At 64.9% G+C, this 23,412-nt stretch carries 25 protein-coding genes; 16 read left to right on the top strand and 9 right to left on the bottom strand.

Features of this window, described 5'->3' with window-relative positions:
• Positions 1-33: 33 nt before the first annotated feature.
• The 3 genes from DIR46_RS09870 to DIR46_RS09860 are packed head-to-tail and all read right to left on the bottom strand — an operon-like array spanning position 34 to position 4,766.
• Positions 34-240 carry an addiction module protein gene (locus DIR46_RS09870; protein ID WP_109345089.1) on the bottom strand — a complete coding sequence of 69 codons (207 nt, stop codon included), beginning with the start codon at positions 238-240 and terminating at the stop codon, positions 34-36.
• A gap of 42 nt (positions 241-282) precedes the next feature.
• A complete protein-coding gene (locus DIR46_RS09865) occupies positions 283-3,870 on the bottom strand; it encodes a hypothetical protein (protein WP_109345088.1) in 3,588 nt (1,195 codons plus the stop codon).
• 2 nt (positions 3,871-3,872) lie between these two features.
• Positions 3,873-4,766, bottom strand: a complete 894-nt coding sequence (locus DIR46_RS09860) for an ABC transporter ATP-binding protein (protein ID WP_109345087.1) — start codon at positions 4,764-4,766, stop codon at positions 3,873-3,875.
• Positions 4,767-5,000: 234 nt separating this feature from the next.
• Between DIR46_RS09860 and DIR46_RS09855 the strand changes: the two genes are divergently transcribed.
• Both DIR46_RS09855 and coq7 read left to right on the top strand, forming a co-directional pair.
• The gene (locus DIR46_RS09855; RefSeq protein WP_109347978.1) at positions 5,001-5,477 is read left to right on the top strand and encodes a hypothetical protein; all 477 of its coding nucleotides are present in this window, start codon (positions 5,001-5,003) and stop codon (positions 5,475-5,477) included.
• A 34-nt stretch (positions 5,478-5,511) separates the two neighbouring features.
• Positions 5,512-6,156: a 2-polyprenyl-3-methyl-6-methoxy-1,4-benzoquinone monooxygenase gene (gene coq7, locus DIR46_RS09850; RefSeq protein WP_109347977.1), complete on the top strand. Its 645-nt coding sequence runs from the start codon at positions 5,512-5,514 to the stop codon at positions 6,154-6,156.
• A gap of 105 nt (positions 6,157-6,261) precedes the next feature.
• Here coq7 and DIR46_RS09845 read toward each other — a convergent pair whose 3' ends face one another.
• The 4 genes from DIR46_RS09845 to DIR46_RS09830 form a co-directional block, all read right to left on the bottom strand.
• On the bottom strand, positions 6,262-6,684 hold the full coding sequence (locus DIR46_RS09845; RefSeq protein ID WP_109345086.1) for an OsmC family protein: 423 nt from the start codon (positions 6,682-6,684) through the stop codon (positions 6,262-6,264).
• Between the two features lie 127 nt (positions 6,685-6,811).
• On the bottom strand, positions 6,812-7,996 hold the full coding sequence (locus DIR46_RS09840; RefSeq protein ID WP_109345085.1) for an ABC transporter permease: 1,185 nt from the start codon (positions 7,994-7,996) through the stop codon (positions 6,812-6,814).
• Positions 7,993-8,724 (bottom strand): ABC transporter ATP-binding protein, encoded by a 732-nt coding sequence (locus DIR46_RS09835; RefSeq protein ID WP_109345084.1) that lies wholly within the window; start codon positions 8,722-8,724, stop codon positions 7,993-7,995. Before DIR46_RS09835 ends, DIR46_RS09840 begins: the two co-directional genes overlap by 4 nt.
• A 14-nt stretch (positions 8,725-8,738) precedes the next feature.
• Entirely contained in the window at positions 8,739-10,193 is a 1,455-nt protein-coding gene (locus DIR46_RS09830) for an alpha/beta fold hydrolase (RefSeq protein WP_109345083.1), read from the bottom strand.
• A 271-nt stretch (positions 10,194-10,464) separates the two neighbouring features.
• On the opposite strand from DIR46_RS09830, the gene rplM reads away from it, so the two are divergent.
• The 7 genes from rplM (at position 10,465) to DIR46_RS09795 (ending at position 14,260) form a co-directional block, all read left to right on the top strand.
• Positions 10,465-10,893, top strand: a complete 429-nt coding sequence (gene rplM, locus DIR46_RS09825) for a 50S ribosomal protein L13 (RefSeq protein WP_005667902.1) — start codon at positions 10,465-10,467, stop codon at positions 10,891-10,893.
• 9 nt (positions 10,894-10,902) lie between these two features.
• Entirely contained in the window at positions 10,903-11,295 is a 393-nt protein-coding gene (gene rpsI / locus DIR46_RS09820) for a 30S ribosomal protein S9 (protein WP_005667904.1), read from the top strand.
• Positions 11,296-11,467: 172 nt separating this feature from the next.
• The gene (gene argC, locus DIR46_RS09815; RefSeq protein WP_109345082.1) at positions 11,468-12,505 is read left to right on the top strand and encodes an N-acetyl-gamma-glutamyl-phosphate reductase; all 1,038 of its coding nucleotides are present in this window, start codon (positions 11,468-11,470) and stop codon (positions 12,503-12,505) included.
• A gap of 118 nt (positions 12,506-12,623) precedes the next feature.
• The gene (locus tag DIR46_RS09810) at positions 12,624-13,025 is read left to right on the top strand and encodes a bactofilin family protein (protein WP_109345081.1); all 402 of its coding nucleotides are present in this window, start codon (positions 12,624-12,626) and stop codon (positions 13,023-13,025) included.
• A 53-nt stretch (positions 13,026-13,078) separates the two neighbouring features.
• Positions 13,079-13,447: an iron-sulfur cluster insertion protein ErpA gene (gene erpA, locus DIR46_RS09805; protein WP_109345080.1), complete on the top strand. Its 369-nt coding sequence runs from the start codon at positions 13,079-13,081 to the stop codon at positions 13,445-13,447.
• Positions 13,448-13,730: 283 nt separating this feature from the next.
• Complete coding sequence (locus DIR46_RS09800; protein ID WP_109345079.1) at positions 13,731-13,958, top strand: hypothetical protein; 228 nt, start codon at positions 13,731-13,733, stop codon at positions 13,956-13,958.
• 35 nt (positions 13,959-13,993) lie between these two features.
• A complete protein-coding gene (locus tag DIR46_RS09795; protein WP_109345078.1) occupies positions 13,994-14,260 on the top strand; it encodes a hypothetical protein in 267 nt (88 codons plus the stop codon).
• Between the two features lie 3 nt (positions 14,261-14,263).
• Here DIR46_RS09795 and DIR46_RS09790 read toward each other — a convergent pair whose 3' ends face one another.
• Both DIR46_RS09790 and DIR46_RS09785 read right to left on the bottom strand, forming a co-directional pair.
• Positions 14,264-15,361 carry an anhydro-N-acetylmuramic acid kinase gene (locus DIR46_RS09790; protein WP_109345077.1) on the bottom strand — a complete coding sequence of 366 codons (1,098 nt, stop codon included), beginning with the start codon at positions 15,359-15,361 and terminating at the stop codon, positions 14,264-14,266.
• Positions 15,362-15,448: 87 nt separating this feature from the next.
• Entirely contained in the window at positions 15,449-16,813 is a 1,365-nt protein-coding gene (locus tag DIR46_RS09785) for a M23 family metallopeptidase (protein ID WP_109345076.1), read from the bottom strand.
• A gap of 148 nt (positions 16,814-16,961) precedes the next feature.
• On the opposite strand from DIR46_RS09785, the gene tyrS reads away from it, so the two are divergent.
• The 7 genes from tyrS (at position 16,962) to purH (ending at position 23,322) form a co-directional block, all read left to right on the top strand.
• A complete protein-coding gene (tyrS, locus tag DIR46_RS09780; protein WP_109345075.1) occupies positions 16,962-18,239 on the top strand; it encodes a tyrosine--tRNA ligase in 1,278 nt (425 codons plus the stop codon).
• On the top strand, positions 18,236-18,694 hold the full coding sequence (dtd, locus tag DIR46_RS09775) for a D-aminoacyl-tRNA deacylase (protein WP_109345074.1): 459 nt from the start codon (positions 18,236-18,238) through the stop codon (positions 18,692-18,694). Before tyrS ends, dtd begins: the two co-directional genes overlap by 4 nt.
• A 47-nt stretch (positions 18,695-18,741) precedes the next feature.
• On the top strand, positions 18,742-19,407 hold the full coding sequence (locus DIR46_RS09770) for a YbhB/YbcL family Raf kinase inhibitor-like protein (RefSeq protein WP_109345073.1): 666 nt from the start codon (positions 18,742-18,744) through the stop codon (positions 19,405-19,407).
• 49 nt (positions 19,408-19,456) lie between these two features.
• On the top strand, positions 19,457-20,137 hold the full coding sequence (locus DIR46_RS09765) for a histidine phosphatase family protein (protein WP_109345072.1): 681 nt from the start codon (positions 19,457-19,459) through the stop codon (positions 20,135-20,137).
• 149 nt (positions 20,138-20,286) lie between these two features.
• Complete coding sequence (dusB, locus tag DIR46_RS09760; protein ID WP_109345071.1) at positions 20,287-21,312, top strand: tRNA dihydrouridine synthase DusB; 1,026 nt, start codon at positions 20,287-20,289, stop codon at positions 21,310-21,312.
• A 94-nt stretch (positions 21,313-21,406) separates the two neighbouring features.
• The gene (locus tag DIR46_RS09755) at positions 21,407-21,640 is read left to right on the top strand and encodes a helix-turn-helix domain-containing protein (RefSeq protein ID WP_005667930.1); all 234 of its coding nucleotides are present in this window, start codon (positions 21,407-21,409) and stop codon (positions 21,638-21,640) included.
• A 95-nt stretch (positions 21,641-21,735) separates the two neighbouring features.
• Entirely contained in the window at positions 21,736-23,322 is a 1,587-nt protein-coding gene (gene purH / locus DIR46_RS09750; RefSeq protein WP_109345070.1) for a bifunctional phosphoribosylaminoimidazolecarboxamide formyltransferase/IMP cyclohydrolase, read from the top strand.
• The last annotated feature ends 90 nt before the right edge of the window (positions 23,323-23,412 follow it).

Raw genomic sequence — 23,412 nt, 5'->3', positions numbered from 1 at the left:
TTTTTTCATTCCAGCATCAGCTATGCGCGATGCTTATTCTTGCCATTCCTTCAGCGCGAGGATTGCCGCCTCGCCATTGCGGATCGCTTTCACGCGCCGCACCACTTCGTTGCGCCACGCTTCATCGGCGTCCTGGTCGGGGCCGTCGATATCCTGTAGCAGCAGTTGCATGACTTCCTGTTTCTCGGCCGGGCTCAGCAGCTTGAGTCGATCGGCGATTTCCGCGACGGCAGTAGACATGGCGCTCTCTCCTATAATTTTGATTCGATCATAGCGCGAGAATTATTGATTGTCGACTGGCAGCATATTGTCATTCGGTTTGCGATCGATCAATTTGTTGTCAGGATCGATGCCGGCGCGGCCCGGTACGCCATCGACCACCAGGGTCAGTTGCTGCGCGGCCTGGGTCACCAGCCGCCGTTCGCGCACCAGAGGGTTGCCATTGCGATCATCCACGCCGAATTCGATGTAGTCGTTCAGCGGCATCGGCTGTTCCTCGCCCCCGTCCGTCATCTTCAGCTTGCCGGCGTGGGCATCGATCGTGACCTCGACCTTGCCGTCCGGGCGCCGGCGTGCGACGGCGCCGGCGGCGCGGTTCTCGTAGAACACGATCGACTCGAACAGGTCGTCGATCAGGTAGGCCTTGTCCTTCGGCGTCACCGCGCGCAAGCCATCGACCAGGCTGGAGGCGGTAGGATAGGGCGCGCCGCGATAGGCGTACTGCCGCAGCAGGCCGCGCAGCACGCCATCGACCACGTCCGCGCCCAGCATGTCCTGCAACAGGTACAGCGCCAGGCCGCCCTTGCGCTGGTGGATGTAGCGCTGGTTCTCGTTGTGCGCCAGCGGCAGTTCCTTTTCCTGTTCCTGGGCGCGGCCCACCAGGTAGGCTTCCTGCTCATAACGCAGGAAGCGCCGCATCTTGTCCGCACCGTAGGTGCGCTTCATGACCATCAGCGCCGTGTACTCGGCCAGGCTCTCGGTCAGCACGGTGGCGCCACGCGTGTCGGCGCCGACCAGTTGCTGGCCCCACCACTGGCGCGCGGTCTCGCGGGCGCTGACGTAGAACGGGTAGTCGAGGTCCTTGGGCGAGCCGGGATCGACACGCGCGATGAAGGCGGCGCTTTCCGACAAGGGAATCAGGCCCGGGAAGGCTTGCGTGGCGCGGACGGTGCGCGGGAATTCGGCGATGCGCAGCTCGCGCAGCGGATAGCGGCCGAAATGGCGGGCGCCGTAGTCCAGGCCGGCCTGGGCGCCGCGGATCAGGCGCTCGACGTTGACGTCGTGCCCCGGCTGGTAATAGACGTCGATCGTCACGTCCTGCCAACGGTCGTGGCGCACCTCGTAGCGTGCCGACTGGAAGGCATAGGCGTTCAGCATCGGGCGGTCCATCTTGTAGCGGAAGTGGCGCCGTCCGCCTTCGTTCCATTCTCGCACCAGGGTGCCGGGCGCGATCGCTACCTGGTCCGCGCTCGTGCTGACGGTGGCGTCGAAGCCGATCCAGTCCGCGTCCACGCCGATGCGGTGCCTGGCGCGGCCGGCCGGGTCGTCGCGCGCCGGCATGGGCGCGCGCGCGGCCAGGCCGTGGCGGCGCCGGTCGCGTGCGTCGCTCAGTTCGACCGAGGGTTGATAGCCGATGCGCGGCATGACTTCGTTGGTGAAGAAGGTGCCGTTGGCAGCCACCGGGGTGTCGCTGCCCAGCCCCAGCGGGCCGCGTGGAGCGTAGTCGAGCTCGAAATCGAAGTCCAGTCGCGCGCCCGGCGCCAGCGGGGTGGCCAGGCGATAGTGGTAGAAACCGTGGTCCGGGTCGAGCGCGACCGTTGTCGCCGGCTGGCCGAAGCTCGGCGTCAGGCGCGCGCCGCGCTGCTGGTACAGCACCAGGTCGCGGATCGGCGCGCCGCTGCGGTTCTCGAGCTGGTAGCTGCCCTTGACGTGCAGGGCGCGTTGCTCCGGATGGATGGCGGCATCGAGCCTGACGTCGACGATACGCGGCTGCGGCAGCCGGGCGAAGCCGTGGTAGCGCTTCTCGTATTCGGCGCGCAGCAGCTCGCTGCGCCAGGGCGTCAGGTAGCCGCCGCTCGAGAGTTCCCAGGCCAGGAAGCCGCCGACGCCCGCAAACACGGCCAGCCCGACGCCGAAGCAGGTCAGCACCTTTGGCGTCAGGTTGCGGCGCGCCAGGCGCAGGCGCTCGCGCCAGGCGTCGTCGACGCCGCGCGGCCACAGCGCGCGCGCCAGCGCCAGCAGCATCAGCGCCGCGCCGCTCCAGTACAGCAGGTACAGGCGGTCGCGCAACAGGTGGTGGCCGAAGCCGCTCATCGGCGAATACGTCATGTCGGGAGGGACTCCGTACAGCAGCAGCGGATGGTTCTGGCCGGCGCCGCTCAGCAGGATCTCGGCCACGACCCAGGCGACCATCAGGAAGTTGGCCCAGTATTTCTGGTTGACGACGACTTGCGCCACGATCGCCAGCACCGCGACCAGCGCGTAGCTGGGCAGCAGCATGGTGAACAGCGCATGCAGGTACAGTCCCGGCTCGAGCTGGAAGTAGCCCTTGAACAGCTGGATCAGCATGCCGGTGACCATGGCCAGCAGCAGCAGCAACGCCTGCAGGCCGACCAGGGCCAGGGTCTTGCCGGCCAGCGGCAGCCAGCTCGGCACCGGCAGCGCGTCGAACATCTGGGCCACGCGCGCCTCGCGTTCGCGCCAGACCAGTTCACCGGCGTAGTAGATCGTGGTGGTCAGCACGAACAGGCCGAACACCGCGCGGATCAGCTCCAGCACCATATACGTCGCCGGATAGGTGGCGGTGCCGTAGATGGCGTCGAGGTCGATCCCGCCGGCGATCAGGGCCAGCACGCCGGCGGTGGCCAGCGCCGCGAAGTAGACGTTGCGCGTGATCTCGCGCAGCTCGCCGCGCGCCGACTTGAGCAGCAACAGCGCCAGGCTGCGCGCCGCGAAATCGGGTTGCGCGGTGGTGTCGCGCGCGGCTTGCGACAAGTCGATCGGCAGGTCGGACTGGGCCTGGCCGCGGCCGCGCGCGCGCGCCTGCGCGTCGACCTCGCCGATGAAGTGGAAGCGCCAGTAGCCGAGCAGCAGCGCCAGCAGCGCGAAGCCGCACCACAGCAGGCGGTTGACCAGGTAGACGTCCTGCAGGTCGATCGGATTGAGGTTGCGCTCGGCCAGCGGCCAGTACTCGGTCAGCAGGAACAGGGCGGTGGTGCCGAACGGGTCGATCAGGGCGGCCAGGGTCTTGAAGTCGAGGTCGCGCGCCAGCGACGGCGCGACGGTATAGCCGATGGTCATGACCACGGCGGCCACGTAGACCGGCAGCATGCGCCGGGTCAGCGCGGCGAGCACGAAAAAGATCGCGCCGAAGATGAACAGGTTGGGCAGCAGCGTGAACAGGTAGGGCTTGATCCACGCCGAAGGCGTCGATCCGCCCAGGCGGTCGGGCGCGATGCCGGGAATGAAGGTGCCGAGCCACAGCCCGACCAGGATGCCGGAAAAGATCACCGCCAGGGTCGCGAACGCGCCGAGGAAGCGGCCGAACACGTAGTCGGCCTTGCTGAGCGGCGCGCTGAAGAAGAAGTGGTGCATCTCGTGCTCGAAGTCCTGCTGCACCGCGCGCCCCATCAGCGCCGCGGTGACCACCGTGCCCAGGCTGCCCAGCAGCGCCGCCGCGATCGCGATCTGGCGCGGCGCGTCGATCAGGGTCCGGCTGCCGAAGGTGACGATCAGGTCGCGGAACGCGCCGCCCGAGGCGGCCATCCAGGTCATGGCGAGCGCCACGAAGACGGCAAAATAGACCCAGGTCGAGAGCCGCCGCAGGCGCTGGCCCGCTTCGAAGCGGGCGATGACGAACAGGGCGCGCACGGTCAGCAGTTCCCCGCGGCCGGGTTGTGGCGGCCGGCGATGGTGGCGAAATACACGTCTTCCAGGCTGGCGCGCGCCGGCTCGAAGCCGTCGCCCGGGTCGTCCTCGGAATACACATGGATCAGGGTGCGGCCGCTGAGCAGGCGGGTCGAGATCACGCTGTAGCGCGCTTGGTAAGCCGGCAGATCGGCCTTGGTGACGAAACGGGCCCAGATGAAGTCCTCGATCCCGTAGATCAGGTCTTGCGGCTCGCCGCACAGCAGCACCTGGCCCTTGTTGATGATCGCCATATTGGCGCACAGGTCGGCCACGTCGGACACGATGTGGGTCGACAGCAGCACGGTGCGCTCTTCGCCGATGTCGGACAGCAGGTTGTGGAAGCGCACCCGCTCCTGCGGATCGAGGCCGGCGGTGGGTTCGTCGACGATGATCAGGCGCGGGTCGCCCAGCAGGGCCTGGGCGATGCCGAAGCGCTGGCGCATGCCGCCCGAGAAGGTGCCCAGGCGCTGGTCGCGCACTTCCCACAGATTCGTCTGCTGCAACAGGCCATCGACCACCTCGCGCCGGCGCGCCTTGTGCGACAGGCCTTTGAGCTGGGCGAAGTGGTCCAGAAGTTCGTAAGCGGTCACTTTCGGATAGACGCCGAAATCCTGCGGCAGGTAGCCCAGCATGCGGCGTACCGCGTCCTTTTCGTCGAGCACGTCGATATCGTCCAGGAATACCGAACCGGAATCGCATTCCTGCAGGGTCGCCAGGATCCGCATCAGGGTCGACTTGCCCGCGCCGTTGGGGCCGAGCAGCCCGAACATCCCGGCCGGGATATTGAGCGTGACACGGTCCAGCGCGACCACGCCATTGGCGTAGGTCTTGGACAAATTGCGGATTTTCAGTTGCATGACGACTCCTGGCTGCAGCCCTGCGCGTCTTTACGCAGGGTCAAACACTTTTTCACACTGGCATTGTATTCAATCGGCACCGCTGCGGCGGACCCGGTGCGACACACGGTCCAAACAGGCACCCAGACCGCATTATCCGGTGACAGAACGCATGATGGTTTTCTGTTGATAAATTTCTTGCAATGGAGGGCGGGCATGCGGCGCAAGCCGGGTCAAAGCGTGGATAATGGACGCATGGACTCCATCACCCAAGAAAAGCTCTTGATCCTGATGCGCGAAGCGCGCAGCCGGGCCGAATCCACCGACTGGTTCCGCGTCGCGCTGGGCCTAGTCTACCTGGCCGGCCTGATGACCAAGGAGGCGATCGACTTCAAGACGGTCGACCGCGAGTTCAACCGCTTCATCTACCATACGCTGGGCAAGGGCCACACCATCACCAGCGTACTGCAGTTCATGAGCGGCGCGAAGGTGATGCCGACGGTGGAGTCGGCGCGCTTCCTGGACGCCTTCAAGCGCCATTGCCCGGGCGTGCCGCTGGTGTCGGTGCCGTTCCTGCTGGAGCTGAACCTGGGCGTGGCCAAGAACATTTCGGGACTGGAGCCGGAAGGTCCGCTGGCGGCCTGGATCGCGCGCAAGAAACATGAACAGGGTGAAGAACAAGCGGCGCCGAAGGCAGAGGCGGGCTCTGGGCCGCATGCCGAAGGCATATAATGGGCGCTTCAGCGACCAGAACATCGAGCACACCATGATTGCGAACCGTTTCATCAGCCCCCTGGACCAACTGATCGTCGGCGTCGACAAGGCCTTGCGCGTCGTCGGCGGCGTGGCGGCGATGTCGCGCCCGAACCCGGGCGCGCACGCCATCGACGGCGAATTGAGCGACGCCGAGCGCCGCCATAGCGCGGGCCTGATGCGGGTGAACCACGTGGGCGAGGTCTGCGCGCAGGCGCTCTACGATTCGCAGGCCAACTTCGCCCATACGCAAGAGGTGCGGACGCAGTTCGAGCACGCCGCGCGCGAGGAAGAAGACCATCTGGCCTGGTGCGCGCAGCGCCTGACCGAGCTCGGATCGCAACCGAGCGTATTGAATCCCCTGTGGTATGCGGGCGCCTACGTGATGGGCAGCGTGGCGGCCCGGATCGGCGATCCGGTGAGCCTGGGCTTCGTGGTCGAGACCGAGCGCCAGGTCGAGGCGCACCTGAACAGCCACCTCGAGCTGCTGCCGGCGCAGGACGCCAAGTCGCGCGCCATCGTCGACCAGATGCGCATCGACGAGATCGCGCACGCCGATGCGGCGCAGGCCGCGGGCGCGGCCTCGCTGCCCGTGCCGGTCAAGATGGCGATGCGGGCGATGGCGAAGGTGATGACCACCACTGCTTACCGGATCTGATCCGCCGCTATACGACACGCAACTTGTCAACGTCATTCCCGCCTTCGCGGGAGTGAGGTGCAGACGCCAACGATGTCGGTTGCGCCGACAATCGCGCGAGCCGTATCAGACCTCGACGATCTCGAACGAATGCGTGATCTCGGCCGTCTTGGCCAGCATGATCGACGCCGAGCAGTATTTTTCGTGCGACAGCTTGACCGCACGTTCCACCGCCGCCGGCTTGAGCGCGTGGCCGGTCACCGTGAAGTGGAAGTTGATCTTGGTGAACACCTTGGGGTCGGTGTCGGCGCGTTCGGCCTGCAGCGTCACGTCGCAGCCGCGCACGTCCTCGCGGCTGCGCTTGAGGATCAGGACCACGTCGTAGGCGGTGCAGCCGCCGGTGCCCACCAGGACCATCTCCATCGGGCGCGGCGCCAGGTTATGGCCGCCGCCGTCCGGCGCGCCGTCCATGGTCACCATGTGGCCGCTGCCGGTCTCGGCCCGGAAACTCATGCCCGACGGGCCGTTCCAGCTGACTTTCACTTCCATGCGATTCTCCGTGTTGCTGATGCGTCGATAAGGGAGTCGATTGTACGGCAGCCGCCGCCCTTGCGTGCAAGGCGGCCGCCGTTTCCCATACGCCCCGCATCAGACACCCCGCATCAGACACCCCGCATCAGACCCCCAACACGTACTTCTCGCTCTTCATGCGCCAGCTGGCGAAGGCGACGATCAGGAGCGCCGGGACCAGCGAACAGAGGAAGGTCAGCGCGAACGGCGCGAAGCCGATGTCGCCGCTCTTGGCCAATTCCTTGATCAGGGTCTGGTTCGACAGCATCGGCATCAGGTACATCCACTGCGCCGTCTTGAGTTCCATGAACGAGACCACGAAGCCGGGCAGCAGCGGCAGGATCATCACCAGGCTGACCGTGGTCTGGGCTTCCTTGAACGTCCTGGCGTTCATCGCCATGGCGACGTACAGGGCCGAGGACAATAGCGCCAGCGGCATCGTCGCCAGGCAGACCAGCAGCAGCTCGCCCCAGCCGAGATTCCACGACATGCCGATTTCTTCCAGCGGCAGCCAGCGCAGGATCGCGTGGCCCAGCATCAGCACCACGGTCACGCCCAGCAGGGCCAGCACGCTGGAGGCAAGCCACTTGCCGCCCACCAGCTCCCAGCTGTGCGCCGGTTGCGCCATCAGCACTTCCAGCGAGCGCCGTTCGCGTTCGCCGGCGGTGCTGTCGACTGCCGACGACATGTTCAGGAGGAAGGCCGGGAAGAACAGGAAGCCGATCAAGCCGCCGATGACCATGGCCGAGCGCGAGGCATTGGTGCCGGTGTCGTAGCGTTGCAGCTGGATCGGCGCCAGCGTGGCCGGCGACACGCCGTGCGCCAGCAGGCGCGCGCTGGCGATGTTGCTGCCGTAGGCCTGCAGGATCTCTTCGAGCTCGCGCCGCTGCTGGCCGCTCTCGGCCGACGAGTCGAACCACAGCTCGATGCGCGCCGGGCGCATCGACTGGTAGTTGTCGACGAAGTCGTCCGACAGGCGCAGCACGGCCGCGATCTTCTTGCCATGCAGGAGCTCGCCGATCGCTTCCTCGCTCATGGGCCCGGATTCGTTGATCGTCACGCTGCGCTCGCGCAGCTGGGCGATCAGGGTCGGGGCCTTGGCCCCGCCGATCACGGTCAGGTGGATGCCTTCGCGTTCGGTGCGGGTGCTCTTGTCGATCAATTGGTGCAGCGTGACGCCGAGGATCGCCGGATAGAACAGCACCGCCAGCAGCAGGAAGCCGAAGGTGCGCCGGTCGCGCAGCGTCTCGCGCAGCTCTTTCAGGAATACGACCTTGAGTTTGGACTTCATGCGATACCTTCCTCGGTGCCCACCAGGCTGACGAACGCGTCTTCCAGGTCGGCGATGCCGGTGCGCCGGCACAGTTCTTGTGGCGAGCCCTGGGCCACGGTATGGCCCTTGGCGATGACGATCACGTCCTCGCACAGGTGGATCACTTCCTGCATCACGTGGGTGGCCATGATCACGCAGCAGCCATCCTCGCGCAGTGCGTTCAGCGCGGTGCGCAGCGCGCGCGTGCTCATCACGTCCAGGCCGCGGCTCGGCTCGTCGAGCAGCAGGTGACGCGGGCGGTGCAGCAGGGTGCGCGCCAGCGCCACCTTGATGCGCTGGCCCTGCGAGAAGCCCTTGGTCTGGCGCTCGAGGATGTCGTCCATCCCGAGCAGGTCCGACACCTCGGCGACGCGGGTGCGCAGCGCGGCGCCGTCCATGCCGTTCAATTCGCCGAAGTAGTTCAGGTATTCGCGCGTGGTGAGGCGCTCGTACAGCCCGAACTGGTCGGTCAGGAAGCCGATATTGCGGCGCACCGCCATCGGATCCTTCTCGGGGTCGATGCCGCCGATCGAGATGGCGCCGTGGTCGCGCCTGAGCAGCCCGACCAGGGTGCGCAGCAGGGTGGTCTTGCCGGCCCCATTGGGACCCAGCAGCGCGGTGATCTGGCCGTCGCGCGCGGTGAAGGAAACGCCGCCCAGCGCCTGGACGGCGCCGAACTGCTTGCGTACATCGTGGACTTCGATCATGGAGTTTCCGACATTCAGGGTTGCGGCCCGGCACTGCCGAGCTGGAAGGTGGGGGCCGGCACCTCGGCCATGCAGGCGGCGTCGAGCTTGTCCTGCGGCCGGTCGAGGAAGGCGCGCAGCAGGCGTGGCGCGCAGCCGAGCTGCGACACGCCGTGGCCGGCATTGGCCACTACGACGTGCTGGGCCCGGGCCATCGACTTCGCGGCCGCCGCGGCGCGGTGCGGCGGCGTGACCGGATCGAGGGCGCCCGACAGCAGCAGGGCCGGCGCCTCGATGCGCGATGGCGCGACGTACGGCACTGCGGGCACCTTGACGTCCTGGCACAGTGTCGGGATCATCTCGGCCAGCGGGCGCGCCAGCACGGCGGCGTCGGATTTCATCAGCTCGGGCGTGAAGCGCGGCACGTCTTCGGCGCACACCACGGCGAAGTGCAGCAGCATCGACATGCTGGCGTCGTTGCCGAAGTCGCCGGCCAGGTTCTGGCGCGCGACGAAAGGCTCCCAGCGCCCGCGGCTGGCGCTGTGGATCAGGAAGGGCAGGCGGCGCGCATCGGCCGGCGCATACAGGACGTTGTGCACGGTGCCGAGGAAGCGCTGCGAACTCATGGTGAATTCGGTCGGCTCGGCGGTGCGCGGATTCGGCAGCGACAGGTGAACGTCGCCCGCCTCGACTTTCGCGACCAGTGCATCGAATTCGGCGCGGAGGTTCGGGTAGGCCTTGTTGCAGGCAGCGTCTTTGGCGCAGGCGGCGAACAGGCCGTCGAGGGCGGCCTGGCCGTCCCGCCCGCCGGCCGGGATCACCTGGTCGGGCGCGGCCACGCCGTCCAGCACCAGGCTGCGCACGCTGTCCGGATAGGCGCGCGCGTAGGCCTGGCCCAGGCGGGTGCCGTAGGAGCCGCCCCACAGGTTCACCTGGCGGTAGCCCAGCGCGCGCCGCACCTGCTCCAGGTCGCGCGCCGCCGCCGCCGTGGTGTAGGCGGCCAGCGGCTGCCTGTTGTTGGCGATGCAGGCGCGCAGTTCGGCCATCAGCTCGTCGTCCGTCATGCGCTCGTGTTCCGGCTTGCTCTCGCAATCGAGCTTGCCGGAGCGGCCTGTGCCGCGCTGGTCGATGAAGACGATGTCGCGGGTGGCGCGCACCCGGTCGAAGGCGAGCTTGAGCAGGGGCAGCACGTCGCTGCCGGCCTGGCCGGGGCCGCCGGCCAGCACGAACAGCGGGTCGCTGCGCGTGCCCTGGCGATAAGCCGGAGCGACCGTCACGTGCAGTTTCAGCGGCGCGCCTTGCGGCTTGGCATAATCGAGCGGGACATCGACGCTGACGCAGCGCAGCGCTTCGACCACGCCGGGCAGGTGGCAGCTGCGTTCGCTCATCGATGGCGCCGGCATGCCGGCGGCGGGCTGGGCGCCGGCAAGGCTCGTCGCCGCCAGGAGTGGCAGGAATAATATGGCGCGCAGAATCTTGAATCTCTTCACAGCATCTCCTCAGGTTGCAACGATGATAAGTTCGTGCTGTTTCCCCGGTCAACCGATTGTTTCAACGATGCATCAAGGCATGCATCTTGGGTAGTGGTCTTGAGGCAAGCGCGCGGGATGCGCTCGTCCGCCGTGGATGGGGATTGACGGCATGGAGGTAATAGGGGTATGATTGCCGGCTTTCCGTTTGCTCAGGAAAGACAATAAGGACGAGTCCGCTGAAGGTTTGTGCGGAACCACCATTTGAGCAATTTTTTCTTTTGGATTAAACATGAAAACTTTTTCCGCTAAGGGCCACGAAGTCCAGCGCGACTGGTTTGTCATCGACGCGACGGACCTGGTCCTCGGACGTGTTGCCAGCGAAGTGGCACTCCGACTGCGCGGCAAGCACAAGCCAGAGTTCACCCCGCACGTCGACACCGGCGACTTCATCGTCGTGATCAACGCCGGCAAACTGCGCGTGACCGGCACCAAGGCCACCGCAAAAACGTACTACCGTCACTCGGGCTACCCGGGCGGTATCTACGAAACCAACTTCCTGAAAATGCAGCAGCGTTTCCCAGGTCGCGCACTCGAGAAGGCTGTCAAGGGCATGCTGCCCAAGGGCCCACTCGGCTACGCCATGATCAAGAAGCTGAAAGTGTATGCGGAAGGTACCCACCCGCACGCTGCTCAGCAACCACAAGCACTGACCCTCTAAGGAACTGACATGATCGGTAACTACAACTACGGCACCGGCCGTCGCAAGAGTGCAGTCGCTCGCGTGTTCATCAAAGCTGGCACCGGCCAGATCATCGTGAACGGTAAACCGGCATCGGAATACTTCTCGCGTGAAACCGGCCTGATGGTGATCCGTCAGCCGCTGGAACTGACCGGCAACGTCGAGCGTTTCGACATCAAGGTCAACGTGCACGGCGGTGGCGAATCGGGCCAGGCTGGCGCCGTCCGTCACGGCATCACCCGCGCACTGATCGACTACGACGCAGGCCTCAAGGGCGACCTGGCACGTGCCGGTTTCGTCACCCGTGACGCCCGTGAAGTCGAGCGTAAGAAAGTTGGTCTGCGCAAAGCACGTCGCGCAAAGCAATTCTCGAAGCGTTAATCGTCTTCCTCGGTGCCTTCGGGCACTGGTTCAGAAAAGCCGTCCGCCGCAAGGTTGGGCGGCTTTTTTGCATGAGCCTGTCTCGGGACAGGTACAACCCCGGAATTCGCAGGCTGTTAAAATGCAGCCTCGTCCTGATAGGGGCTTTCTCACCATTATTGAAGGAAAAGACATGATTAAAGTTGGCATCGTCGGCGGAACCGGATACACGGGCGTGGAATTGCTGCGGCTGTTGGCCGTTCATCCGGATGTGCAACTGACCGCGATCACCTCGCGCAAGGAAGACGGCTTGCCGGTGGCCGATATGTTCCCTTCGCTGCGCGGTCGCGTCGACATCGCCTTCTCGAGCCCGGACAAGGCCGACCTGAAGGGGTGTGACGTGGTGTTCTTCGCCACCCCGCACGGCGTGGCGATGGCCCAGGCGCCCGAGCTGCTGGCGGCCGGCGTCAAGGTGATCGACCTGGCTGCGGACTTCCGCATCAAGGACCGCGCCGTCTTCGAAAAATGGTACAAGATCGAGCACACCGCACCCGAGCTGCTGGATGAAGCCGTCTATGGCCTGCCGGAACTGAACCGCGACGACATCAAGGGCGCACGCCTGATCGCCAACCCTGGCTGCTACCCGACCACGATGCAGCTGGGCTTCTATCCGCTGCTGAAAGCCGGCCTGATCGATGCCGGCAGCCTGATCGCCGACTGCAAGTCGGGCGTTTCCGGCGCTGGCCGCAAGGCCGAGATCGGCACGCTGTTCTCGGAGTCGAGCGACAACTTCAAGGCTTACGGTGTCCACGGCCATCGCCACACCCCGGAAACCTCGGCCCAGCTGGCGCGCTATACCGACCAGAAGGTCGGCCTGATCTTTACCCCGCACCTGGTGCCGATGATCCGCGGCATGCACGCGACCCTGTACGCGCGCCTGACGCAAGAAATCGACAATGCCGCCCTGCAGGCGCTGTTCGAAGAACAATATAAGGACAGCGAATTCGTCGACGTCATGCCGTTCGGCTCGCATCCAGAGACGCGCTCGACCCGCGGCTCGAACATGCTGCGCCTGGCGCTGCACCGTCCGGAAGGGACGGACACCGTCGTGATCCTGGTGGTGCAGGACAACCTGGTCAAGGGCGCTTCGGGCCAGGCCGTGCAGTGCATGAACCTGATGTTCGGCCTGGAAGAGTCGAAGGGCCTGCAGCACATCGCGCTGTTGCCATAATCTAAGGTGGTTGCGGTCGCGCTCGCTGCGCGACCCGACGCAGATCAAAGCAAGCACCTTTGAGCCGGGTAAATTGACTGTTGGACACGTCCCACGGTCACTACCTCAGAGGTGAGTCATGTTTGGTCGACAAGTGAAAAGCGAGATAGACAGCCTGGTCGGGATCTCGGCCCGCATCGAGGGTGACCTGTGTTTCACCGGCGGGCTGCGCATCGACGGGGAAGTCCATGGCAATGTGGTGGCGGTGGACGGCGCCGACAGCATGCTGATCGTGTCGGAGCACGCGCGCATCGAAGGCGAGGTGCGCTGCGCCAGCCTGGTGGTCAATGGTTACATCGCCGGGGCTGTTTATTCGTCGGAACTCCTTGAATTGCAGCCGAAAGGCCGCATCAATGGGGATGTGCATTACCGTTTGCTCGAGATGCATGGCGGGGCGTTGGTAACAGGTAAATTAACGCACCAACCCGCCAGCGAGCCGGTGTTTCATCTAGCCGACGCCATGGAAGGGTCGGCAGCATGACTTCCGCCAACCGTCTATAATGGACGGTGTTTGATTTATTCAGGAGTGTTCCCATGACCGCAGTCGCCGAAGTAGTAGATTTCGACACGATTCCCGTACCAATCAACTTCACCGACAGCGCGGCTCAGAAAGTTGCTCAGCTGATCGAAGAAGAAGGCAACCCCGACCTCAAGCTGCGCGTCTTCGTGCAGGGCGGTGGCTGCTCGGGCTTCCAATATGGTTTCACCTTCGACGAGATCGTCAATGAAGACGATACGACGATGGAAAAGGCAGGCGTCCAGCTGCTGATCGACTCGATGAGCTACCAGTACCTGGTCGGCGCCGAGATCGACTACAAGGACGACCTCGAAGGCGCCCAGTTCGTGATCAAGAACCCGAACGCCACCTCGACCTGCGGCTGCGGTTCGTCGTTCTCGGCGTAATCGTTGCCCGCCCATCCAGGCCACGGTCTGGAGCATCGACGGCCCGCTTGTGCGGGCCGTTTGTATTAGAGTCTATCCCGGTAGGTGGGAGTCGCTCCTAGCGCGCCTGGCAAGCGTGCGCTGCGTTGCTCGTCGTTGCATGGCTAGCCATGCGGCCTCCTCGCGCCTTGCTCGCGCCCGCCATGCATCACCATGAGCTTCCCCCCACCTACCGGGATAGACTCTTGGCATCCGCAGTCGGCCCGCGGTGGTAGCATGACGCCTTTTTGAGACAGAGGTAGCCATGACCGTATTCGCCATGCCCGTATTCGACGCCACCGTCATCTATGAGGGCAAGGAATTGGTCAAGGGGCAGGGAGCCGCCAAAGGCTGGGCCGAGAAGCTGGCCCGGGAAATCGAGACGACCGTCACGGTGGAAAAAATCGGCACCGGCTGGGCGCTGTGCGGCACGGTCGATGGCGTGCCGTGCCAGTGGGGCATCCTCGGCCAGCGGCTCAAGCGCTTCGACTGACGCCGCAAGATATCAATTCAACATCAAGGTAAGCAATGAACAAGAACGAACTCGCGAAATTCGACGCGAAAAAGCTGATGAACAAGATGGGCCCCAAGGGCGCCGCCATCGGCAAGCCCGGGGATGCTCCGGCTGCGGACCGCCGCGAACAACGCGAGCGCGAGCGCGCGCTGGGTCTGGTGCCGTTCGCGGTCAAGCTCAATGGCGACCTGGTCAAGCAGTTGCAGGCGCAGAGCAAGGAGCAGGGCGTCGACCTGAACGAGCTGGTGACGCAGCTGCTGCAAAAAGGCCTGGCCGCCTGAGCATCAGGCCGGGTACAGCGCCCCCAGGATGCGCGGACCGCGCGCGCCGGTGACCGCCGGCAGGTTGCCCGGTTCGCGGTTCGCGAAACGCCAGCCCAGCCAGGCAAAGGCGAGCGCCTCGACCCGGTTCGGCGCCACGCCCAGCTCCGCCGTCGACGCCACGTTCACTCCGCCGAGTTCGGCGCCGATGGCGCGCAGCAGGGCGCCGTTGTAGGCGCCCCCGCCGCAGACATAGACCGCGTCCGGCGTCACGCCTTCATCGCGGATCGCGCGCGCGATCGTCACCGCCGTCAATTGCACCAGGGTCGCCTGCACGTCGGCCGGCGCGAGCTTGCCGAAGGACGAAAGCTTGGCGTCGAGCCATGGCGCGTGAAACAGGTCGCGTCCCGTGCTCTTGGGCGCGGGCTGGCGGAAATACGGTTCATCGAGCAGGGCGTCCAGCAGCGGCTGGTGGGCAGTGCCGGTCGCACCCCAGGCCCCATCCTCGTCATAGGCGCGGCCCTGGTGGCGCGCGATCCACAGGTCGAGCAAGACATTGCCTGGGCCGGTATCGAAACCGGTCACGCGTCCGTCGCCGTGCAGCACGCTGATATTGCCGATGCCGCCGATGTTCACCACGACGCGCGCCGTGCCCGGCTTGCCGAAGGCGGCCTCGTGGAAGGCCGGCACCAGCGGCGCGCCCTGGCCGCCCGCGGCGACGTCACGGCTGCGGAAGTCGGCGATCACGTTGATGCCGATCAGTTCGGCCAGCAGGGCCGGGTTATTGGTCTGGCGCGTAAAACCCAGCTCGGGGCGGTGGCGGATGGTCTGGCCGTGGACGGCGACCGCCGTCACCGGCGCCGGGCAGGATGGCAGCAGTGAGCGCACGCAATCGGCATAGGCCAGGGCCAGGCCGTTGGCGGCCAGCGCTTCGCGTTCGAGTTCGTTGTGGCTGGCGGCCTGCAGCGCCATCAGTTCCTCGCGCAATTGCGCGGGGAAGGGCGTGAAGGCAGCCGACAGGGTCTGGATGGCGCCGTTGGAGAAATCGGCCAGCACGCCGTCGACGCCGTCGAGGCTGGTGCCGGACATCAGGCCGATGAAAAGGGAATGTGTCGCGCTCATGGTGTTATAAGTTTTTGTTGGCGTACAAAACAAAACGCCCTCCGGCATCGCGATGCAGCGGAGGGCGTTTCAAGTTTCAGTGCTGGCTTAGCGGGCTGCCATCGACGAGCCGCTTGGCGCCATCAGCGAGAAGCGGTGGTTCATCTCGGCGGCCGCCATGCGGAAGCGAGCCAGTTCGGCCTGGTTCAGCGGTTGCTGGGCCAGTGACTTGAACTTGTTCGGATCCTTGGCCACGCCTGCGACGCGGAATTCATAGTGCAGGTGCGGGCCGGTCGACCAGCCGGTCGAGCCGACGTAGCCGATCACCTGGCCCTGGCTGATCTTGGCGCCCTTGCGCATGCCTGGAGCGATGCGGCTCATGTGGGCATAGGCGGTGCTGTAGTTCGACCAGTGCTTCAGGACGACCATATTGCCGTAGCCATTGCCGTTGCCCGCGAAATCGACGGTGGCGTCGGCCACGGCGCGGATCGGGGTGCCGGTGGCGGCGGCAAAGTCGACGCCTTTATGCGCCTTGAACTTGCCCGAGATCGGGTGCACCCGCATCGAGAAGCCCGACGAGACGCGCGAGTATTGCAGCGGCGACTTGAGGAAGGCTTTCTTGAGCGACTTGCCGTCCAGCGAATAGTAACCGCCCTGCTTGGAGACTGGATCTTCGTACCAGACCGACTGGTAGCTGGTGCCGCGGTTGACGAATTCGCCGGCCAGGATGCGGCCGGTCTTGATCAGTTCGCCGTCGAGCCAGAAGGTCTCGTACACCACATTGAAACGGTCGCCACGCTTGACGTCGCTGCGGAAGTCGATATTGGTCGAGAACATCTCGATGATCTGGCCAACGACCGAATCCGGGATGCTGCCGCCGTCGACGTTGGCGTCGGTGGCCGCGTACAGCGAGCTGACGATCTCGCGCGAACGCATTTCGACGCGGCGTTCGAGCTTGGCCGGCGCCTCGAGGGCGACGAACTCCTCGCCCTTGCGCTCGACGCTGATCGTGCGGGCTTCGCCGCTCTTGCCGTCGGTGACGGTGGCGCGCATCGACAGCAGCAGGCCGTTCTCGTCGGTCTCGGCCTGGATGCGCTTGCCGGTCTGGAGCGACAGCAGGCGCTTGGCGAGCTTGTCGGAGCGAACGAATTTTTGCGCTTGCGCGTCCTCGATGCCGAGGCGGGTGAAGAGCGAGCCGAGCGAATCGCCGCGGCGGATGCGTTCTTCGTGGATGAATTGCTGCTCGTTCTGCTGGAGCGCGGCGATCTGGTCGGCCAGGTTCGGCAGTTCCAGGTCTTGCGCAACGGAAGTAACGGGCAGGTCGGAGGGATCGGGAGCGATCGGTGCAACGCCTACGGCGCCAAAGGCGCACACGCTCAGGAAGACGGCGCCGGCGCTCAGGACGCGGGCTTTACGGGTCTTCGGCAGCAGCGCTAGCAGGCTTTTACCAGTGATTTTCTGTATAGGGTTCATGCAATCAGTTAAAATTTGCGGCTGAACTTTCAAGGGCCATGAATTGTCATTTCCGAAAAGTTTTCTTTGGGAAATGAAAACAGGATCGTGAATTATACCAAAAGAAGTGGTCCTACAACCGTTTTAGCTAATTTCCTACACGAATTATATGACCTCAACTGCAGCTGGTGCTAGCAATCCGGCAACTTCCATTAATGCTTTGCCACTGACTGACAAGGTCCTGGAGTCCCTGGCGATCGCCAAGCGCGGCGCCGACGAACTGCTGGTCGAGAGCGATTTTGCGCAAAAACTGGCGCGCTCGGAACAGACCGGCAAGCCGCTGCGCATCAAGCTGGGCCTGGACCCTACGGCGCCCGACTTGCATCTCGGCCACACCGTCGTACTGAACAAGTTGCGGCAATTGCAAGACCTGGGTCACCAGGTGATCTTCCTGATCGGCGACTTCACTTCCATGATTGGCGACCCGTCGGGCCGCAACGCGACCCGTCCGCCGCTGACCCGCGAGCAGGTCGAGGAAAACGCGATGACGTATTTCCGCCAGGCGTCGCTGGTACTGGACGCCAGCCGCACGGAAATCCGCTACAACTCCGAATGGTGCGATCCTTTGGGTGCGCGCGGCATGATCCAGCTCGCCTCGCGCTATACCGTGGCACGCATGATGGAGCGCGACGATTTTACCAAGCGCTACAAGAGTGGGACTCCGATCGCCGTGCATGAGTTCCTGTATCCGCTGATGCAGGGCTACGATTCGGTGGCTTTGCAGTCTGATCTTGAGCTGGGTGGAACGGACCAGAAATTCAACTTGCTGGTTGGCCGCGAGCTGCAGAAGGACTACGGCCAGGAGCCGCAGTGCATCCTAACCATGCCGCTGCTGGAAGGCCTGGACGGTGTCGAGAAAATGTCCAAGTCCAAGAACAACTATATCGGCATCACCGAGGCCCCGAACAGCATGTTCGGCAAGCTGATGAGCATCTCGGACGAGATGATGTGGAAGTATTTCAACTTGCTGTCCTTCCGCTCGCTGGACGACATCGCCCAATTGAAGGCGACGATCGATGGCGGCGCCAATCCGCGCGATGCGAAAGTGGCGCTGGGTAAAGAGATCGTCACGCGCTTCCACTCGGCCGCGGCGGCCGACGAGGCGCTGGCCGACTTCGTCAACCGCGCCAAGGGCGGCATTCCGGACGATGTGCCCGAAGTGTCGCTGTCCGGCGCGCCACTGGGCCTGCCGCAACTGTTGAAGGCCGCCGGCCTGTGCGCGTCGACCTCGGAAGCCATGCGCATGGTCGACCAGGGCGGCGTGCGCATCGACGGCGCCGTGGTCAGCGACAAGGGGCTGCAAGTGGCCGCCGGTACCGTCGTGGTGCAAGTCGGCAAGCGCAAGTTCGCCCGCGTCACCCTGGCGGCCGGGACGCCGGAACGATGATCGGCCTGCTGCAACGCGTGAGCGAAGCGGCGGTGCGCGTCGACGGCCAGACCGTCGGCGCCATCGGCCCCGGCCTGATGGTGCTGGTGTGCGCCGAAAAGGGCGACACCGAACGCGAGGCCGACCTGCTTTTAACCAAGTTGCTGGGTTACCGCGTGTTTTCCGACGAGGCCGGCAAGATGAACCGCAGCGTGACGGATACCAGCGGCGGCCTGCTGCTGGTGCCGCAGTTCACCCTGGCGGCCGATACCAAATCGGGCACGCGTCCCTCGTTCTCGCCGGCCGCCGCGCCGGAAGACGGACGGCGCCTGTTCGAGCATGTCGTGCGCCAGGCGCGGGAGCGCCATGGCATTGTCGAGACCGGCGTATTTGGTGCCGACATGAAAGTGTCGCTCATCAACGATGGCCCGGTCACATTCTGGCTGCGTATTGATCCCGTCGGGGCGGCGCGCTGAAACCCGCGCCTGGCGCCAAGGTCAAATCTAGTAGCCAGGGAGGTCACATGCGAATCTGGAGCGACTCATTCACCGACGGGGCCGACATCCCCGCCGCCTGCGCGTTCGCGGTCAGCGATCCCGACGTCCACGTCAAGCTGTCAAGCAACCGCAATCCCCATATCGCCTGGGACGACGTGCCGGCCGGCACGCAGTCGCTGGTGCTGATCTGCCACGATCCCGACGTGCCGTCCGAAGGCGGCGACGTCAACAAGGAAGGCCGCACCGTGCCGGCGGCCTTGCCGCGCGTCGATTTCTTCCATTGGACGCTGGCCGACATCCCGGTCTGCCTCAAGTCGCTGGCCGAAGGCATGTTTTCCGACATGGTCACGCCGCATGGCAAGCCCGGTCCCGAAGTCGCCTTCACCATCAAGAATGGCACCGAACACGCGCTGCGCCACGGCGTCAACGACTATACCGGCTGGTTCGCGGGCGACCCCGACATGGCGGGGGAGTTCTACGGCTATGACGGCCCGTGCCCACCGTGGAACGACGAGCGCGTGCACCATTATGTGTTCACGCTGTATGCGCTCGACATCCCGCGCCTGCCGCTGGAGGGGCGCTTCACGGGCGCCGCGGCGCGCATGGCGATCCAGGGGCATATCCTCGACGAGGCGCGCATCTTCGGCACGTATTCGCTCAATCCCCAGGTCGCAGCCGACCTCTCAAGATAATCGATCATCTGATTTTTTCACCGCCCCGAGGTTCGGGTGCAAGGACCTCATGACATTGAACGACGCGCCTGCGGGCACGACCACGATCCTCCTGATCCGCCACGGCGAAACCGCCTGGAATGCCGAGCGCCGGCTGCAGGGCTATCTCGATATCGCGCTCAACGCCGAAGGCGAGCGCCAGGCCGCGGCACTCGGCGCGGCGCTGGCTGGCGAGCAGATAGACCTGGTCATTTCCAGCGACCTGGCGCGCGCCCGGCAGACGGCCGAGGCGATCCTGCGCGCCCGCGGCGCATCCGACGCCAGCCGTGTCCAACTCGATCCCCAGTTGCGCGAACGCTGCTACGGTGGCTTCGAAGGCTTGCTGTACAGCGAGATCGCAACCCGCTTTCCGCTCGAATTCGCCGCCTGGCAGGCGCGCAACGTCGATGCGGTCCTACCTTCAGGCAAGAACCAGGGCGAGACCTTCCGCAGTTTCTTCGAACGGGCCACCAAGGCGATCCTGGGGCATGCGGCGCGCCATCCCGGGCAGACCCTGGCGCTGGTGGCGCACGGCGGCGTGCTCGAGTGCGCCTATCGGGCCGCCCTCGGCCTGCCGCTGGAAACACCGCGCGACTTCAAGGTACACAATGCCAGCATCAACCGTTTCGTGGTCGAGCAGGGCGTGCTGAAGCTGGTCAGCTGGGGTGAAATCGCGCACCTGCGCCAGGTGGCGCTGGACGACTTGCCCTGACAGCCATGCACGTGGAACAGGCGCGACAACGCCTGTTTCGTTGGCCTGCCAATAACGCACGCGCAACAATCGAAATAATTTTGCTGATAATTTGAGCAGCGCTTGGGGTAAAATAGCAGGTTCCCAACAAACTTCTGAGTTTTTCTGCTGTGCAAATCGGTCCATATCACCTGCGTAATAACGTCTTTGTCGCCCCCATGGCAGGAGTGACGGACCGTCCGTTCCGGCAGCTATGCAAGCAGCTGGGCGCGGGCTATGCGGTGTCCGAGATGGCGGCGTCGAACCCGCGCCTGTGGGCCAGCGAGAAGACGTCGCGCCGCATCGACCACGCGGGCGAGATGGAGCCGAAGGCGGTGCAGATCGCGGGCGCCGATCCTAAAGACCTCGCCGATTGCGCGAAGTTCAACGTCGAGCGCGGCGCCCAGATCATCGACATCAATATGGGATGCCCGGTCAAGAAGGTGTGCAATAGCTGGTGCGGTTCGGCCCTGCTGCAGCACGAAGACCTGGTCGAGCGCATCCTGCACGCCGTGGTCGAGGCGGTCGACGTGCCGGTCACCCTGAAGTTCCGCACCGGCTGGGATCGCCAAAACAAGAACGCGCTGCGCATCGCGCGCCTGGCCGAGCAGGCCGGCATCCAGATGCTGACCCTGCATGGCCGCACCCGCGCCGACGGCTACAAGGGCGAGGCCGAGTACGACACCATCCGCGCCGTGAAGCAGGCGGTGAGCATCCCGCTGGTGGCCAATGGCGACATCACGACGCCCGAGAAGGCGAAGTTCGTGCTCGACCATACCGGCGCCGATGCGGTGATGATCGGCCGCGCAGCCCAGGGCCGTCCCTGGATCTGCCGCGAGATCGACCACTACCTGCGCACCGGCGAACACCTGCCGGCGCCGCTGGTGGATGAGGTGCGCGAGCTGATGAACGAGCACCTGCCGGCCCATTACGCCTTCTATGGCGAATACGTCGGCGTGCGCACCGCGCGCAAGCACATCGGCTGGTATGTGCAAGACCTGCCGGGCGGCGAGGAATTCCGGCAGCGCATGAACTTGCTGGAATCGACGGCCGAGCAACTGGCGGCGGTCGATGACTTTTTCAAATCGCAGCACCGGCATGGCGAGCGGTTACAATACCGCCCCTCGCATCCGGATGTCGATGCGATCGCGGCATAAGCACCAGCAACAAGCACCACACCACAAGAAGAACACGGGGACGCGCTGTGCGTGAGCGCAGCAATCATTAAACCAGGATGAAGCAGCAGAAGACATGAGCAAAGAAAGTATCCAGGAAGTCGTCCAGAAGAGTCTTGAAGACTATTTCAACGATCTGGGCGAACAAAAGCCGACCAACATCTACGACATGATGGTGTTGACCGTCGAAAAGCCCGTCCTCGAAGTGGTCATGTCGCGCGCCGACGGCAACCAGTCGCATGCCGCGCAGATGCTGGGCATTAACCGGAACACTTTGCGCAAGAAACTGCAGGAGCACGGGCTGCTCTGAGCGTGACCCACGTGGCCGCGCACCGGGCGCGCGGCCATGACCGGATCCCCGATCCGCCTGCCCGCCGCCAGGAATTCTCAACCACAGGCCACACCATGATCAAACAAGCTCTCATTTCCGTATCCGACAAGACCGGCGTGCTCGATTTCGCGCGCGCGCTCTCGGCGCTCGGCGTCAACATCCTGTCTACCGGCGGCACCGCCAAGCTGCTGCAGGATAACGGCGTGCCGGTGACCGAAGTCGCCGACTACACCGGTTTCCCGGAAATGCTGGATGGCCGCGTCAAGACCCTGCACCCGAAAGTGCACGGCGGCATCCTGGCGCGCCGCGATTTCCCCGAGCACGTCGCCAAGCTGGAAGAGCACGGCATTCCGCAGATCGACATGGTCGTGGTCAACCTGTATCCGTTCCAGCAGACCGTCGCGAAAGAAGAGTGCTCGCTGGAAGACGCGATCGAGAACATCGACATCGGCGGCCCGACCATGCTGCGTTCGGCGGCCAAGAACCACCGCGACGTGGTCGTGATCGTCGACCCGCTGGACTACGGCGTGGTGCTGGCCGAGATGAAAGGCCAGGGCGAAGCCACCGGCCCGGTCAGCTATGAAACCAAGTTCCGCCTGGCCAAGAAAGTGTTCGCGCACACCGCGCAATACGACGGTGCGATCACCAATTACCTGACCAGCCTCGGCGAAGACCGCGCGCACGCGACCCGCTCGAGCTTCCCGCAGACCCTGAACATGGGCTTTGAAAAAGTCCAGGACATGCGCTACGGCGAGAACCCGCACCAGGGCGCCGCCTTCTATCGCGACCTGATGACCGTCGACGGCGCGCTGGCCAACTACACCCAGCTGCAGGGCAAGGAACTGTCGTACAACAATATCGCCGACGCCGATGCGGCCTGGGAATGCGTCAAGTCGCTGGGCGGCATGCAACAGCCGGCCGGCTGCGTGATCGTCAAGCACGCCAACCCGTGCGGCGTGGCGATCGGCTTGGACGCCCTGGACGCTTATTCGCGCGCGCTGCAGACCGATCCGACCTCGGCCTTCGGCGGCATCATCGCCTTCAACGTCGAAGTCGACGGCAAGGCGGCCGAAGCCCTGTCGAAGCTGTTCGTCGAAGTGTTGATCGCACCATCGTTCACCGCCGAGGCGCGCCAGATCATGGCGGCCAAGCAGAACGTGCGCCTGCTGGAAATCGCCCTGGGCGCCGGCCAGAACGCGTATGACGTCAAGCGCGTCGGCGGCGGCCTGCTGGTGCAGTCGCCGGACGCCAAGAACGTCGGCCTGGGCGACCTGCGCGTGGTCACCAGGAAGCAGCCGACCCAGCAGCAGCTGCAAGACATGATGTTCGCTTGGCGCGTGGCCAAGTTCGTGAAATCGAACGCGATCGTGTTCTGCGCCAACGGCATGACCCTGGGCGTCGGCGCCGGCCAGATGAGCCGCATCGACTCGGCCCGCATCGCTTCGATCAAGGCGCAGAATGCCGGCCTGTCGCTCACCGGTTCGGCCGTGGCGTCGGATGCCTTCTTCCCGTTCCGCGACGGCCTGGACGTGGTGGTCGATGCGGGCGCGACCTGCGTGATCCATCCGGGCGGCTCGATGCGCGACCAGGAAGTGATCGACGCGGCCGACGAGCGCGGCGTGGTGATGCTGTACACCGGTACCCGTCACTTCCGTCACTGATCCGGCGGCACCATCGGGCCGGCGGAATTTGCCGGTCCGATGCGATCAAAGCGTGGTGAACTGTGTTTTTACACAGTATTTTTCCCACGA

It is taken from the genome of Massilia oculi, assembly GCF_003143515.1.
Lineage (GTDB): Bacteria > Pseudomonadota > Gammaproteobacteria > Burkholderiales > Burkholderiaceae_D > Telluria > Telluria oculi.
The sequence above is the reverse complement of the archived record's forward strand: the minus strand, read 5'-3'. Positions and strand labels throughout refer to the sequence as shown.